10 protein-coding genes and 1 riboswitch are annotated in these 13,734 nt (G+C 66.3%); of the genes, 1 reads left to right on the top strand and 9 read right to left on the bottom strand.

What is annotated here, in order from left to right:
* Position 1: 1 nt before the first annotated feature.
* From X268_RS10565 to X268_RS39335, 6 genes are all read right to left on the bottom strand, one after another.
* The gene (locus X268_RS10565) at positions 2 to 1,582 is read right to left on the bottom strand and encodes a hydantoinase B/oxoprolinase family protein (protein ID WP_128924891.1); all 1,581 of its coding nucleotides are present in this window, start codon (positions 1,580 to 1,582) and stop codon (positions 2 to 4) included.
* Positions 1,579 to 3,588, bottom strand: a complete 2,010-nt coding sequence (locus tag X268_RS10560; RefSeq protein WP_128924890.1) for a hydantoinase/oxoprolinase family protein — start codon at positions 3,586 to 3,588, stop codon at positions 1,579 to 1,581. The genes X268_RS10565 and X268_RS10560 overlap by 4 nt, the downstream gene beginning before the upstream one ends.
* 487 nt (positions 3,589 to 4,075) lie before the next feature.
* On the bottom strand, positions 4,076 to 5,536 hold the full coding sequence (hydA, locus tag X268_RS10555) for a dihydropyrimidinase (RefSeq protein ID WP_128924889.1): 1,461 nt from the start codon (positions 5,534 to 5,536) through the stop codon (positions 4,076 to 4,078).
* Positions 5,497 to 6,237: a maleate cis-trans isomerase family protein gene (locus X268_RS10550; RefSeq protein ID WP_128924888.1), complete on the bottom strand. Its 741-nt coding sequence runs from the start codon at positions 6,235 to 6,237 to the stop codon at positions 5,497 to 5,499. The genes hydA and X268_RS10550 overlap by 40 nt, the downstream gene beginning before the upstream one ends.
* A 116-nt stretch (positions 6,238 to 6,353) precedes the next feature.
* A complete protein-coding gene (locus tag X268_RS10545; RefSeq protein WP_128924887.1) occupies positions 6,354 to 7,787 on the bottom strand; it encodes a PepSY domain-containing protein in 1,434 nt (477 codons plus the stop codon).
* Positions 7,788 to 7,800: 13 nt separating this feature from the next.
* Positions 7,801 to 10,143 carry a TonB-dependent receptor gene (locus tag X268_RS39335; RefSeq protein ID WP_164937655.1) on the bottom strand — a complete coding sequence of 781 codons (2,343 nt, stop codon included), beginning with the start codon at positions 10,141 to 10,143 and terminating at the stop codon, positions 7,801 to 7,803.
* Positions 10,144 to 10,258: 115 nt separating this feature from the next.
* Positions 10,259 to 10,460: riboswitch (cobalamin riboswitch) on the bottom strand.
* A 74-nt stretch (positions 10,461 to 10,534) separates the two neighbouring features.
* Between X268_RS39335 and X268_RS10530 the strand changes: the two genes are divergently transcribed.
* Complete coding sequence (locus X268_RS10530) at positions 10,535 to 11,107, top strand: histidine phosphatase family protein (RefSeq protein ID WP_128924885.1); 573 nt, start codon at positions 10,535 to 10,537, stop codon at positions 11,105 to 11,107.
* Between the two features lie 87 nt (positions 11,108 to 11,194).
* Here the strand turns inward: X268_RS10530 and cobT are convergent, their stop codons facing one another.
* From cobT to X268_RS10515, 3 genes are read right to left on the bottom strand one after another with little or no spacing between them, the layout of a single operon-like run.
* A complete protein-coding gene (gene cobT / locus X268_RS10525; protein WP_128924884.1) occupies positions 11,195 to 12,253 on the bottom strand; it encodes a nicotinate-nucleotide--dimethylbenzimidazole phosphoribosyltransferase in 1,059 nt (352 codons plus the stop codon).
* A 10-nt stretch (positions 12,254 to 12,263) separates the two neighbouring features.
* On the bottom strand, positions 12,264 to 13,013 hold the full coding sequence (gene cobF, locus X268_RS10520; protein WP_128924883.1) for a precorrin-6A synthase (deacetylating): 750 nt from the start codon (positions 13,011 to 13,013) through the stop codon (positions 12,264 to 12,266).
* 40 nt (positions 13,014 to 13,053) lie between these two features.
* Positions 13,054 to 13,731, bottom strand: a complete 678-nt coding sequence (locus X268_RS10515; RefSeq protein ID WP_128924882.1) for an energy-coupling factor ABC transporter permease — start codon at positions 13,729 to 13,731, stop codon at positions 13,054 to 13,056.
* Positions 13,732 to 13,734: the final 3 nt, after the last annotated feature.

The following is a 13,734-nucleotide window of genomic DNA, read 5'->3' as shown; positions in this document are numbered from 1 at the left end:
CTCATTCCGCGGCTCCAATGCCGTAGCCACCGCCGCCGCAGGTCTCGACGGTCAGGAGATCGCCTTGCTGCAACACCAGGTTCGACTTGCCGTCGATCGCGACGTTTGCGCCATGTCGGATCAGGGAGATGCGGCATGGCTTGCCGGGCTTTCCGCCCTGCATGCCGAACGGCGGGATCACCATGCGCTCGATGCAGGTGGTCAGATGCATCGACGGAGCCAGAATGCGGTAGACGCGCACGACGCCATCGCCGCCGCGGTGGGCGCCGGCGCCGCCGGACTGCCGGCGGATGGACTGCTGCTCCAGGCGGATTGCGTAATTCGCCTCGATCACCTCGACCGGCGTGTTCGAGGTATTGGACAGATGCACCCGGGTTGCCGAGATGCCGTCCCGATCATGCCGCGCGCCTTCGCCGCCGCCATGGACCTCGTAGAGCATCTTCCAAGAACCGTCCTGCCGCGGCTGCGCAAAGAACAGGACACCAGCGGTGGTCGCCCCGCCCGCCGACAAACGTTCGGGAATGGTGTCCTGCATCGCGCGGAAGATCGCATCAACGATGCGCATCGAGGTTTCGTGATTGCCGGCGGCGACGGACGCCGACCAACCCGGTTCCAGGATCGAGCCCGGGCGCGTGATGATGGTCAACGGCCGGAGCGCGCCCGCGTTCTGCTGCATGTCCCGCCCGCTCATGATGCGCGCGGCATAGGCGACGGCGGAACGCGCCATGAACGGGGTCGTGTTGCAGAAGTTCGAGACGCGGTCGCAGCTTCCGGAGAGGTCGAAGGTCGCCTCGTCGCCCGCGATCGTGATCTTGACATGGATGCGCGCGGGCGCGTTGTTGTCACTGCCGTCGTCCAGATAGTCCTCGCCCTCGTAGACGCCGTCCGGCAGCGCGCGGAGCGCCTCCCGCATCTCGATTTCGGAGAGGTCGTGCAAGCGCGACTGCGTCGCCATGAACACCGCCTTGCCGTGCTCGCGGCAGAGATCGACGATGCGCCGCTCGCCAGCCTTGGTCGCCGCGATCTGGGCGAGCAGATCGCCCTCGCAGGATTCGGGGTCGCGGACATTGGCCTTCAGCAGCTGCACGATCGGCGCATTGACGCCGGCCGCGGTCGCGATCAGCACCGGCGGAATCCGCATCGCCTCCTGGAACGTGTCGATGGCCTTGGAAAAATAACTGCCGGGCCAGGTGCCGCCGATATCGGGCCAATGTGCGAGGCTGACCGCGAACGCCACGATCTCGCCGTCGACAAAGACGGGCCGCACCACCTTGACGTCATTGAGATGATTGCCGCCGAGCGCACCGACATTGTAGATCACGACGTCGCCGTCGTTCAGGCTGTCGCGCGGCATCACCTTCAGCAATTCAGGAATGGTATAGGCCATCGCGCCGAGATGGATCGGGATGTCGCGGCCCTGCCCGACCAGGCCGCCATGGCCGTCGGTGATCGCGGACGACAGATCGCCGGCCTCGCGCAGCAGCGGCGAGCGCGCCGAGCGCGTCATGACGAGGCTCATCTCCTCGGCCGCCGCGGAGAGCCCGTGCCTGATAACCTCGACGACGAACGGATCGAGCGTCATGCGGCCCTCCGCCTCAGGAACAGATTGCCCGCGGCGTCAGGCTTCGCCTGCCAGCCGGGCGGCACCACCACGGTCGACCACGCATCTTCGATGATCGCGGGACCGCTGACGATATCGGTCATCGCGGCGCGCTCGACGATCGCGGTCTCGATCCCATGCAGGTCGTCGAACGAGCAGGTTCGCGTACCTGATGACACTGTCCTTACCGCCGTCGCCGGCCGGCTCACGACGGTCGTGGATGGGCGGCGCGCCTGCACCCGCACGGATTCGATGACACAAAGCTCGCTGGTGGCGTAGCCGAACAGTTCGTGATGTCGCGCCAGAAAGTCTTTCTTCAGCTTCGCCACATCCAGCGGCAGCGTAAAGGAGACCGGAATGGCATCGTTCTGCGCCGCGTAACGCATCAGCGCCACCAGCTCGACCTGGACCTCCGCCTTCATGACGCCGTTGGCGATCAGCGGCGCCGAGGCATCGTCGATCAGCGTCCCAATACGCTCCGATACGCGCGCCAGATCGATGCCGTCGAGGGCCGCGCGCAGGGTCTGCTGCTGCAGGAAGCTGAAATCGGCGGTGAGACAGCCCAGCGCCGAGAACGCGCTCGATGCACTGGGCACCACGACCTCTGCAATCCCGTAGAGATCGGCGAGGCCGGCGGCATGCATCGGGCCGCCGCCGCCGAAGGCGAGCAGCGTGCAGTCGCGTCCATCGATGCCGCGCTCGACAGTGACGCGGCGCAGCGCGCGGGCCATCGTCGCGTTCGCGACCTTGATGATGCCAAGCGCGGTCTTGGTCAGGCTCATGCCCAGGGCATGCGCGATCGGCTCGATCACGCGCCCGGCGGCTTCGAGATCGATGCCGATCCGATCGCCGAGCTTGGTCGCGGGATTGAGATAGCCGAGCACGGCATTGGCATCGGTGATGGTCGGCTCAAAGCCGCCTCGGCCATAGCAGGCCGGCCCGGGCTCGGAGCCGGCGCTCTCCGGTCCGACCGTCAGGCCGCCGGGACCGTTGCGGACGATCGACCCGCCGCCCGCGCCGATCGAATGAACCGCAAGCATCGGCTGGCGCAGTGGCTTGTCGCCGAGCATGCGGCCGTCGGTCATCTCGGCCTGGCCGTCGACGATCAGGCAGACATCGGTCGTGGTGCCGCCCATGTCGAAGGTCAGCATGCGCGAGGTGCCGAGCTGGCGGGCGATGCTGACCGACGCCGACACGCCGGCCGCAGGGCCCGACATCGCCATCACCAGCGGCCGCCGCTTCACCGCCGAGATCGGGATCATGGCGCCGGCGGAATGAAACACCTGCAGGCCCGGCCCGATCGGCAGCCGCTGCTCCAGCTCGCTGAGATATTCCACCGCGATCGGCATCGCGGCTGCGTTGAACACGGTCGCCGAGGTCCGCTCATATTCGCGCGCCTCGGGATTGATCTCGTGCGACAGCGAGACATGGGCGACGACGTCCTTGAGGCGCTCGCCGAGCATCTTCTCGTGCACGGGGTTGGCATAAGCGTGAAGCAGAGCCACCGCCACGCTCTGAACGCCGGTCGCCTTCAGCCAGACCAGCAGACGCTCGATCTCAGCCTGCTCCAGCGGCTTGAGGACCCTCCCCTCGTGATCGAGGCGCTCGGCCAGCCCGAAGCAGCGCTCCGGCGGCACCAGCGGCGGCGATTTTGGCGGAATGTCGAGACGATAGAGATCGCGGCGGCGGTAGCGCGCGATCTCGAGCACATCGGAAAACCCTTCGGTCGCGACCAGCGCCACCTTCGGCAGACGGCCCTCGACTATGGCGTTGGTCACGCGCGTGGTGCCGTGGACGAAGCGTTTGACCTCGCTCTTGCGCAAGCCCACCGCCTCGATCGCCTCCAGCATCGCCTGAACCGGGGCGTCGGGGCGCGACGGCACCTTTGCGATCCGCGCCTCGGCAGAGTCGCGCCGGATCGCGATGATATCGGTGAAGGTGCCACCGATATCGGTGCCGACTTCCCAGTGATTTTCGGAGGAGCTCATGTGTGGGGTCAGCTACGTGCGACGTCCGAACCGGACGCCGGGTCGTTCCCGTTCATCGCAACCTCGTGCGCGCTCATCATGCATGGCCTGTCATGCCACCGTCTGCGAGCGTGCGACAGAGTGATGGGCGCGGGATAGGGCCAGCGGTGCCGCAATCCACTGCGCCAGCGCGCGGTCGGCGTGGCGCGCCGCGCCCCGCCCTGCACGTTTTGGTGCAGCGCTGCCTGCGCAGACGGCACGCCCATGCGACCCTCGTCCCTCCCGGAAAAGTGCAGCGCACCATGGATTCCTCCGCGAAAAACGTAATGCTCGCTGCGCTGCAATCGGAGGGGTCGAAATGATCTGTCTAATTTGCAGGCGACCAAGCGGAGGTGCGGGATGGCCGAGCGCCCACGAGCTATGCACGGTGGTCGGCTCTGCCTCTCTTTATTGTACGATCAGTAAGAGAGAAGATTCCAGCTCAAGGAGAGGTCGAGCGGCGCCCCGATCAGACCAGGCTCGACTTGCCCCGGCTGAGCACTTCGCCCGCGCCCTTGTCGCCGACGATCCTGCCCTGCTCATACACCACGCGGCCCCGCGCGATGGTCGTGACTGGCCAGCCGGTGACCTCAAAACCTTCCCAGGGCGTGTAGTCCGCGCCGTGGTGCAGATCGGCCTGCCGGATCGGCTTCGTCAGTTTGGGATCCCACAGCACGACGTCGGCATCGAAACCGATGCCGATCGAGCCCTTGCGCGGATAGAGACCATAGATGCGCGCATGGTTCGTCGCAGTCAGCTCGACAAACTTCTGCAGCGTGATGCGCCCCTTCGACACGCCCTCAGAGAACAGGATCGGCAGCCGCGTCTCAACCCCGGGGATGCCATTCGGCACCCAGCGGAACGAGGTGCGTGCATTCGGCGTCAGCTTGTCCTTGGGGTCGTCGTAGCGGAACGGGCAATGGTCGGAAGAGAAGGTCTGGAACACGCCTGTCGTGATGCCCTCCCAGATCGCCTGCTGGCTCTCGACATCGCGCGGCGGCGGAGAGCAGACATATTTCGCGCCCGTGATGTCCATGTTGAGGCCCTTCATGTCGTCGGCGGTGAGCGTGACGTATTGCGGACAGGTCTCCGCATGCACCGGCAGGCCGCGCTGCTGGGCCCAGCGCACCTGCTCCATTGCCTCGCGGCCGGAGACGTGGACGATCATAATGGGCACGCCGACGATCTCGGCATGGCTGATGGCGCGGTGCGTTGCCTCGCGCTCGACGGCCTGTGGCCGCGAGGTGCCGTGATAAAAGGGCGCGATGTGGCCTTCACGCTCGAGCTTGGTGGTGAGGAAACGGATCGCGTCATAGCCCTCGCAATGGACCATCACCAGCGCCTCCTCGCGGCGCGCCACGTCGAACACCTCGAGCAGCTGCTTGTCGCTGAGCACGAGGTCGTCATAGGTCATGAACACCTTGAACGAGGTGTAGCCATCCTTGACCAGGGCCGGCAGTTCCTGTCCGAGCACCACCGCGGTCGGATCGGAGATGATGAGGTGGAAGGCGGTGTCGATGTAACACTCGCCCTCGGCGAGCTTGCGGTAACTCTCGACGCACGCGCGCAGCGAGGTCCCCTTCTCCTGCAGCGCGAAGGGCAGCACCATGGTGTTGCCGCCGGCGGCCGCCGCACGCGTCGCCGAGGCAAAGTCGTCGGCCATCACCACGTCCGGGCCGGAGGGCTGCGAGATGTGAACGTGGCTGTCGATGCCGCCAGGCAGCGCCAGCAGCCCGGACGCATCGATCTCACGGGCCGCACCCTCGATGCGATCGGCGATGGCGACGATGTGGCCGTCGCGAATGCCGATGTCGGCGCGAAACTCGTCGCTGGCCGTCACGATGGTGCCGCCGCGAATGGCGAGATCGAGCTGCGTCACATGCGTCTCCGTCACTTGATGACCGGCAATGTCTGGAAGATCCGGCCCCATTCGGCAAGAGCCCCGATGTCGCCGCCGGCGAGGCCGAGCGTCCGCCACAGCGTGACCGCGACCGAGTCAAGCACTGCGATATCCAGCTCACGCTCAAGCGGGGCGGCCAGCGCAGCGCCATCGAAATTGGTGCAGAGGACGACGACGGCATCCGCGCCCTCCCTAGCGACGGCCCGGATCATATCCGCGATGGTCGCAGGCGGGACTTCGCCGAAGCAAAAATTGTCCCGCAGACCGAGGTGCTGCTCGGCCTGCGTGGGGATCCCCTCCTCCGCCCAGACATCCACGATGCGCCGCTGCACATCGTCCATGTAGGGCGAGACGAGGCCAACACGCTTGGCGCCGAGCGCGCGAACGGCGTCGATGCAGGCGAGCGTCGAGGTCGTCGCCGGCACGCCGGTGCGCGTGGTGATGGCGGTGCAAAGGCTTCTGTCGCGGCCAATGCCGAGCCAACTTGCCGAGGTCCCGTTCCAGGCGACGGCATCGACTTTGGCGTCCGCCAGCAATTCGGCCGCCGGCAGCATAACCGATGCGTCAAACTGGCTCAGCGCCGCGGCGTCCAGCGCGATCTCGGTGACGCGGAATCGCGAGAAATGCGCACTGACGCCGTCAACGCCCTGCAGCATGGCGCTGGTGACCGGCTCCAGCACCGAGTTGGAGGACGGCGTGATCATGCCGAGACGTTTGCGCAAGATTGCCATCGATCACATTCGCTCCGATGCGACGAAGCGCGGCGACGCTCCTTCCGCGATCATCCGCGGCCGACCGCACCGGCGCAACCCCGCAATTTGCATGCTGCGTATAGATTATATGCGCGTTAAGCCGCAAAGGTCGAGCGCAGGCGTCGCCATCCGATGACGATGCCGGTGACGGAGAACATCAATCCAAGGCAGCAGAGCCCGACGATCAGGATGTCGCGCAAACGCGGATGCGCCATGAGGATCGGAAAATCGAACGTGTGGAGGGCGCTGTAGAACCAGCGATAGGCGCGCCGCGAGGCGTCCAGCCGTTGCAGCACACGGCCGTCGGCAGCGTCGATGTCGAACCAGAGCTCGCCGCAGCGGGCGCGGTAGACCGGGGCGCCCGGAAGTGCCGATTGAGCGCGGTAGTCATCGTCGGCAGCGAGAACGGACGGCATATCGCATCCGGGCGAAAGCCGGCTCGCGAGGCCCCGAGCTTCCGGCGCGCTGATGAATTTCGCGCGTCCATCGCGTGGTGCTTCGCGTCCTCCGACCAGGATCTGCCTGTCGAGGCCCACGCGCTCGCGACGGTAGAGATTGCCGTTGAAGGCGAACCATTCGACCTCGTGGGCCGAGGACGATATCGGCTCTCGATCGAGCGATGGAGCCGCGGTCCAGTCCGGCACGGCGTTTATCGCGCCAGCTTCGGCGGGGGCCGGGTCCCCGCGCGAGAATAAGCGGCCGTGGTCCATCGAGAGCCAGCCGCTGAAGATCCAGGTCAGCACGAACAAAGTGGCCACGAGGCCAAGGAGATGATGCAGCGCATGCCAGCCGCGATAGGGTGAGGACATGCGGCCTCCGCGCACCCTGATCTGCAGGATTCCGAGCAATGCCCCAAGCATGGCCGCGACCAGGGCCAGCAGCGACAGCGTCCAGACGACGGGGTCCCACAGGGACCAGTTGCTGCGCAGGATCGTTGGATAGATCCAGTGCAGCACACTGCCGGCCCAATTCCAGCCGCGCTCGCCTCGCGTCGTATCGAGGACGACCTCGCCGGTGCGCGACGAGACATAGACCTCCGTTCCCGCGGCGTCTCCGACCGCGATGCGGAACAAGGGCCGATGACGATCGAAGCCGTTCGGTACGCTCCATTGATCATGGTCGGAGCGCGCGATGAACGCGGCCCGGCCGGCGTCGAGACCACGGCGGCGGGCGTAATCCTGCGCGATCGCCAGCGCGACGTCGATCGATGCCAATCGTGCGTCCTGTCCATCGGAGGCGCGGACCGCGCGCACGCCCGATTCTCCCGACACGACGTAGGCCGGCCCGTCACTCCGCTGGATCAGCCGAACGCGCGTGGCATCCTTGATCGCGCCGGCAGCCACCGCGTCGTCGACCGCCATTCGGACCTGCCCACGATCCACCGGCGCAAGGCCGGCAAATCGCTCCGCTTCGGTGAGTGACGGGAACGGCACGAAGTGCATCACGATTCCCGTCGCAAACCACATCGCGAACAGCAGGCAGAACGCGATCCCGAGCCAGCGGTGCACCAGGACGATCGTGCGCATCATCCGCTCAGCCGCCCTACCATTTGAACGCGGCCGAGAGCTCGTAAGTCCTGGGCGCGCCGAGCAGGATCTGGTCGGGATAGAACGGATCGCCCCAGATCGCGTAGCGCTTGTCGGCGATGTTGCGCACGCGGAAGGTCAGGCGGGCCTGCTCGACCGCATTGAACACCGTCTTGGGGATGTCGACGAAGGCATAGACGTCAGCCACGGTGTAAGCCTTCATCGTGACCACATTGGCATCGGTGTTGTAGCGGTCGCCGACATGGCGGCCGGTGATGCCCAGCTCCACCGGCCAGGGCGTGAAGAAGCGGTAGGACGCGCCGGCATTGGCGACGACGCGCGGCACGTTGGGCGGCGTGTTGCCCGAGAACGAGCCGCCGGCGAAATTGTAGTCGGCATAGCGCGCATCGACATAGGCGATGTTGCCCCAGAGCCGCAGCGGCTCGATCGGCCGCACCGCCGCGGCAAGCTCGACGCCCTTCGATTCCTGCCGCCCGGCGATGTTGAGCGCCATGCCGTCGGCCGCGGCATAGACGTTCTTGCGCTCGATGTCGTAGGCCGAGAATGACCACTCCGCCCTGTTGTCCCAGAACAGATGCTTGACGCCGGTCTCGTAGGTGCGCGACGTCGTCAGGTCGAGCGGCTGGGTCGGCAGCAGCAGGAAGATGTTGTTGGCAGAGACGTCGGCGCCGGTCGCGTACTGGCTGAAGAAGGTCAGGCCCGGGACGGCCTCCCAGGTATAGCCGATGCGCCCGGTCACCGGCGCCCAGTCCTTCGAGAACGGGAAGCCCGCTTTCTCCAGGCCGTTCTTGTCGGTCGAATTGCGGTCGAGCCCGATATGCTCGACACGCACGCCGCCGACCAGTGCGAAGCTGCGCGTCAGCTTCAGCCGGTCCTCGAACGACAGCGCCTCGTTGTCGATCCGCGCGGTCTGTTGCTGCGTCGTGAGCAGGCCGTAGAAGCCACGATTGGGATCGACCAGCGAAACGGAATCGCCGGGGAAATTCGCGGCGCCCGGCCTGGCGAAATCGAGATAGCTTGACGACAGCGTCGTCACCAGCCGGTTGTCGAAACCTGCGATGTTCGCGTCCCAGATCAAGTCGGTGATGTTGCCGACGAGGCGCTGGCGGTGTGCGACGTAGAAGCGCTCCCGATCGACCAGGTTCGTCCCGGAGTTGAACGCCTCGACCTCGTTGTTGAACCAGCTGCGCTCGGCGCCGTAGCCATAGGCCTGGCTCTTCAACGTCAGGTCAGGCGCGAGTTTCAGCTCGAAGCCGCCGCGCAGCCACACCTCCTGTGCCACGTTGCGGTTGTCGAGGACGTTGTAATTGGTGTTGAAGGTGCGGTCGTCGATGGTGACGGCACCGAGATTGGTTCCGTTGTAGTTTGAGACGTAGTTGCCGGAGACGATGCCGCTCGTCGCGTGCGAACCGCTGAAGGCGACCGGCACCAGCGGCGCGCCCCAATAGGCCTTTCCGCGATCCTCGCGGTACTCGATCGCGCCCCAGATCTTGAGACGGTCGGAGATCCGGTAGTTCATCTGCCCGGAGACGTCGAACGTCCTGGTGTTGGTGTCGTCGACAAAGCCGTTGAGCGAGGAGCGGCTGATGTCGAAGCGGTAGTCGAGGCCTTGCACATTGGTGCTGCCGCCCGAGCCGTAATGCGTGCGGAACGAGTTCAGGGAGTCGTACGAAAAGTCCGCCTCATTGCGGATCGGACCGATGTGCGGCTGCCTGGTGACGAAGTTGATCGCACCGCCGGCGGCGCCCTCGCCCGAGATCAGCGAGGCCGGGCCTTTGAGGAATTCCACGGCCTCCAGATTGGCGGTGTCCATGATCCGCGAGGTCATGTTCTGCGGACCGATCTTGATGCCGTTGTAGAGCGTGTTGATCTGGCTGTTGGTGAAGCCTCGCATCGAGAAGCCCGCCGGCTCCCCGGGCGCGTCGCCGGAGGTGACGCCGACCGCGCCCTGTGCCACCTCGGACACGGTGCGATAGCCCTGCTCGCGCATGGCCTCGGCGGAGATCACCTCGACGGTCGCGGGCGTCTCGCGCACGGTCAGCCCAAGGCGTGAAGCGCTTTCGGCCACCGCATTGGTGTTGAGCGGCGTCTGCGCCGGCGCAGCCGGCACGACGGGTTTTGGCGCTGCGGCTGTAGCGCCCGGGCGGCGCGCGCTCTGCGCCTCGCGGGCAGTCGGCTTGGCCGGCTTGCGGGATTGTGGTGGCGACACTTCCACGGGCGGCAGCGGCTCGCGGGCCTGCTGCGCCCACGCGGAAGGCAGATCGAGAGCGACGAGGGATGTGAGCGTGGCGGACGCGAGCAGGACGCTGGGCGGTCGTACGATACGAATGGAAAACACAGTTCGGACCTCGGTATGACGTCAGTGGCACGTCACAGCGAACGAGGTCTCACCTGTTGGCCTTGCAGCCGTCCGATGAAGCCGAATGTCTGTACTCCCCGACCGACATCTTCGCGTGTGACCACGGCTGACGGCAGGTCTCCTGGCTCGCGGGGCATCACCGCTTCGTCGCCTTCCCGGGACCGAGGACCCAGTGGCTTGTGACGAAGGATTATCCGCTCACAGTTGCGGGGGCAGCCACGGCATTGGGGACAAATTCCCCGCACCGCATTCCCTTTTCATCCCCTCTCGGGGAAACCGTCGCGAGCATCTAGGATTACCATCACAACAGAGTCAATGTGGCAGTTGCGGCGTTAGGGCCACAGCGACCAACTTCCTTGGAGAGACGAGCATGGAAGGCGAGACCTTGCTCTGGCTGATACGGCATGCGCCGGTCGACGGCGTCAAAGGGACGATCCACGCCGCCGACGCGCCGGCCGATCTCGGTGATCGCGCGCAGCTGGACGCTCTGCGGCGGCATCTGCCCGCGAATGGCTCCAGCTATGCCAGCCCGTCGCGGCGGACGGTCGAGACCGCACGCGCGCTGGGGCTCGAACCGGAGCTCGTCGCTGAATTCCGCGAGCAGGATTTCGGCGACTGGACCGGCCATCGACACGACGCGCTCTCGGCCAGCGGCGGCGAGACTTACGCGCAGTTCTGGAATGATCCGGCCGGCGGACGGCCGCCGGGGGGCGAGAGCTTTGCGGACCAGGTTGCGCGCGTCCGGCCGGGTCTGGCGCGGATCGGAGCTGGCCCCGCCACGCTCGTCGTGCATTCCGGCACCATCCGCGCCGTGCTCTGCATCGCGCTGGATCTCACGCCGCAGGCCGCCTTGCGCTTCGTGATCGATCCGCTGTCGCTGACCCGGATCGATCGCCTCGCCAGCGGCTGGCGCATCGTTTCGGTCAATCAGCGGATCAGCTAAAGCATGATCCGGAAAAGTGCGAAGCGGTTTCCCGGAAAGATCATGCACAAACAACAACCTAAAGCGCGATGACGATTCATCTAAATCTCATCGCGCTTGAGGTCGATCCGGCACATTGGCCTCCGCAAAGGTCGCCATGCCGTTGTGAAGCGCGCAGGCAATGCGCACCAGCGGCAGCGCGATCGCCGCACCCGATCCCTCCCCGAGCCTGAGATCGAGGCTGATCAACGGCTGCACGTTCAGCGCGCGCAGCACCAGCCGATGCCCCTGCTCCGCCGATTGATGCGACGGCAGCAGGAACGGCCGGCACGACGGGTTGAGCCGCACGGCCGCAAGCGCGGCCACCGATACGATGAAGCCGTCGATCAGCACGGGAATGCGGCGCTGCGCGGCCGCAATGATCGCACCCGAGATCGCCGCGATCTCGAAGCCGCCGACGGCGCACAGGATCTTTTCCGACGAGGCGCCCGCGACACCATGATGGGCGATCGCCGCATCGATCACCCGCGCCTTGTGCGCACGGCCGGCCGCATCGACCCCGGTGCCGCTGCCTGCAATCTCCTCGGCGCTCACGCCAAGCAGACTCGCGGCAATCGTCGCCGATGTCGTGGTATTGCCGATCCCCATCTCGCCGAAGATCAGCAGGTCGGGCTGCTCGATGGCCGCGCGCGTAACCGCGCGCTGGCCGGTCTCGAAGGCGAACGCCAGCTCCGCAGGCAGCAGAGCGGCCTCCACGCTGAAGTCCCGGGTGCCATGGCGCGGCTTGTCGGTGATGATATCGGGCATCGCCTCCTGCGCCAGCGTGCCGGCGTCGACCACTTCCAGACGCGAGCCCAGCTCGCGCGCCAGCACCGAGATCGCCGCGCCCCCGGCAGCGAAATTCGCCATCATCGCGATGGTCACGCCTTGCGGATACGCCGAGACGCCCTGCGCGACGATGCCGTGATCGCCGGCGAAGACGATGATCGGCACGCGTGCCGCGCGCGGCTGCTCGGTCGCCTGCAGGCCTGCGAGCTCGATCGCGAGCTGCTCCAGCCGTCCGAGCGCGCCGGTCGGCTTTGTCAGCTGCGCCTGTCGCGCAATCGCAGCCTCGCGATGGAGCGCGGAGATCTCGGGGCAATTCTGGGTGACCCATTCGGGGAGCATGCTGCCTCGCTTAACGCATACGCTTGAGGATATAGCTGTCCATGATCCAGCCATGCCGCGCGCGCGCTTCCTGGCGCGCCGCGACGATGCGCGGGCCGATCTCGGCCAGCACGCCGGACATGATGATCTGATCGGGCATGCCGAGATAGGCGCCCCAATGGATTTGAAGCCCGGCCGGATCGAGCGATTGAAACGCCGCGCCGCCGTCGAGCATCACCACCACAGTGTCGACGCCCAGCGGCCAGCCACCTTCGCGCAAGCGCCGTCCCGTCGTGACCAGAAACGGCTCGCCGATGTCGTTGAGCGGCAGCGCATGCGCCGCGCACAGCGCCTGGATCGAGGTGATGCCGGGCACGACCTCGATATCAGGCAAGGGATCCAATCTTCGCGCGATGCGCAGCGAGGAATCATAGAGCGAAGGATCGCCCCAGATCAGCAGCGCAACCCTGCCTTCGCTCCCGAGATGATTTGCAATCGCTTGCTGCCAGGTCGCGGCAACCGCATCGTGCCAATCGTCGACGCCCTTGCGGTAGTCTGCTTCACCGGCCTCCCGCACCGGAAGATCGAACTCGGCGACAACGGTCCTGTCGTTGGTCAGCACATCCGCGCAAATCGTCCGCCTGAGATCGGCGAGATCGGACTTCGCCGTTCCCTTGCGCGGGATCAGGATGAGATCGGCGGCATTGATGGCCTGAACGGCGGCGCACGTGAGCTGGCCAGGATCGCCGCAACCGATGCCGATCAGGGAAAGCGTGAGCATCGCGCGCGTGGGGCGGCCATGACGGCCGCCCCTTGTCTCTTCAGGCCGCGTTATGCAGGCGCGGGGTGACGAAGCCCGGCGCGGTGACGCCGCGCAGCGACTTGGCCAGCGCCAGCACGGCGAGATCGGCGAGCGGCTCGATCACGATGACCAGCGCGTAGGACGCCGCGAACGTCGCGATGTTGGCGAGGTTGGTCATGGCAAAGCCGGAGCCATAGAGCGCCCAGAACGCCACCCAGCCGATCACGCCGGCCTGATAGGTCGTCGACAGCGCCAGCGCCTGGCGATACCTGAGGTCGACATAGGCGGTGTTGCGCGAGATGATCCGCGAGGCGATCGCCTGGATCGCGAACAGCGGCACCAGCAGAGTCGTGACGTTCATGCCGTATTGCGGCAGGTCGGCCGGCTCGAACAACACGCCCTGAAGCAGCAGGCCGAACGCGAGGCCGAAGGCCGCGGGCGCCGCGCCGAACAGCAGGAACAAGGTCGAGCCGAGAATGAAGTGCACCTCGGACACCCCGACCGGGAAGTGCGGCAGGATCTCGAAGAAGGTGAAGACGACAGCGGTGGTGGCGAGCGTCCGCGCCGCGAACGAGCCGATGCCCTGCTCGCGCACGGTCTCGGCCGCGAGCTTCAAGGCAACGCCGCCTGCGGCGATGCCGGTTGCGTAACTCAACACGAGCTTGGCGCCCGTCACGATGCCGGGTTCGATATGCATGGC

Source organism: Bradyrhizobium guangxiense (assembly GCF_004114915.1).
Lineage (GTDB): Bacteria > Pseudomonadota > Alphaproteobacteria > Rhizobiales > Xanthobacteraceae > Bradyrhizobium > Bradyrhizobium guangxiense.
Note: the sequence above shows the minus strand (reverse complement) of the source record. Positions and strands in the feature narration are given on the sequence as shown.

Coding starts and splice junctions, on each gene's coding strand:
- X268_RS10565 (WP_128924891.1), bottom strand. CDS start 1,582: ATGACGCTCGATCCGTTCGTCGTCGAGGTTATCAGGCACGGGCTCTCC.
- X268_RS10560 (WP_128924890.1), bottom strand. CDS start 3,588: ATGAGCTCCTCCGAAAATCACTGGGAAGTCGGCACCGATATCGGTGGC.
- hydA (WP_128924889.1), bottom strand. CDS start 5,536: ATGGGGCCGGATCTTCCAGACATTGCCGGTCATCAAGTGACGGAGACG.
- X268_RS10550 (WP_128924888.1), bottom strand. CDS start 6,237: ATGGCAATCTTGCGCAAACGTCTCGGCATGATCACGCCGTCCTCCAAC.
- X268_RS10545 (WP_128924887.1), bottom strand. CDS start 7,787: ATGATGCGCACGATCGTCCTGGTGCACCGCTGGCTCGGGATCGCGTTC.
- X268_RS10530 (WP_128924885.1), top strand. CDS start 10,535: ATGGAAGGCGAGACCTTGCTCTGGCTGATACGGCATGCGCCGGTCGAC.
- cobT (WP_128924884.1), bottom strand. CDS start 12,253: ATGCTCCCCGAATGGGTCACCCAGAATTGCCCCGAGATCTCCGCGCTC.
- cobF (WP_128924883.1), bottom strand. CDS start 13,013: ATGCTCACGCTTTCCCTGATCGGCATCGGTTGCGGCGATCCTGGCCAG.
- X268_RS10515 (WP_128924882.1), bottom strand. CDS start 13,731: ATGCATATCGAACCCGGCATCGTGACGGGCGCCAAGCTCGTGTTGAGT.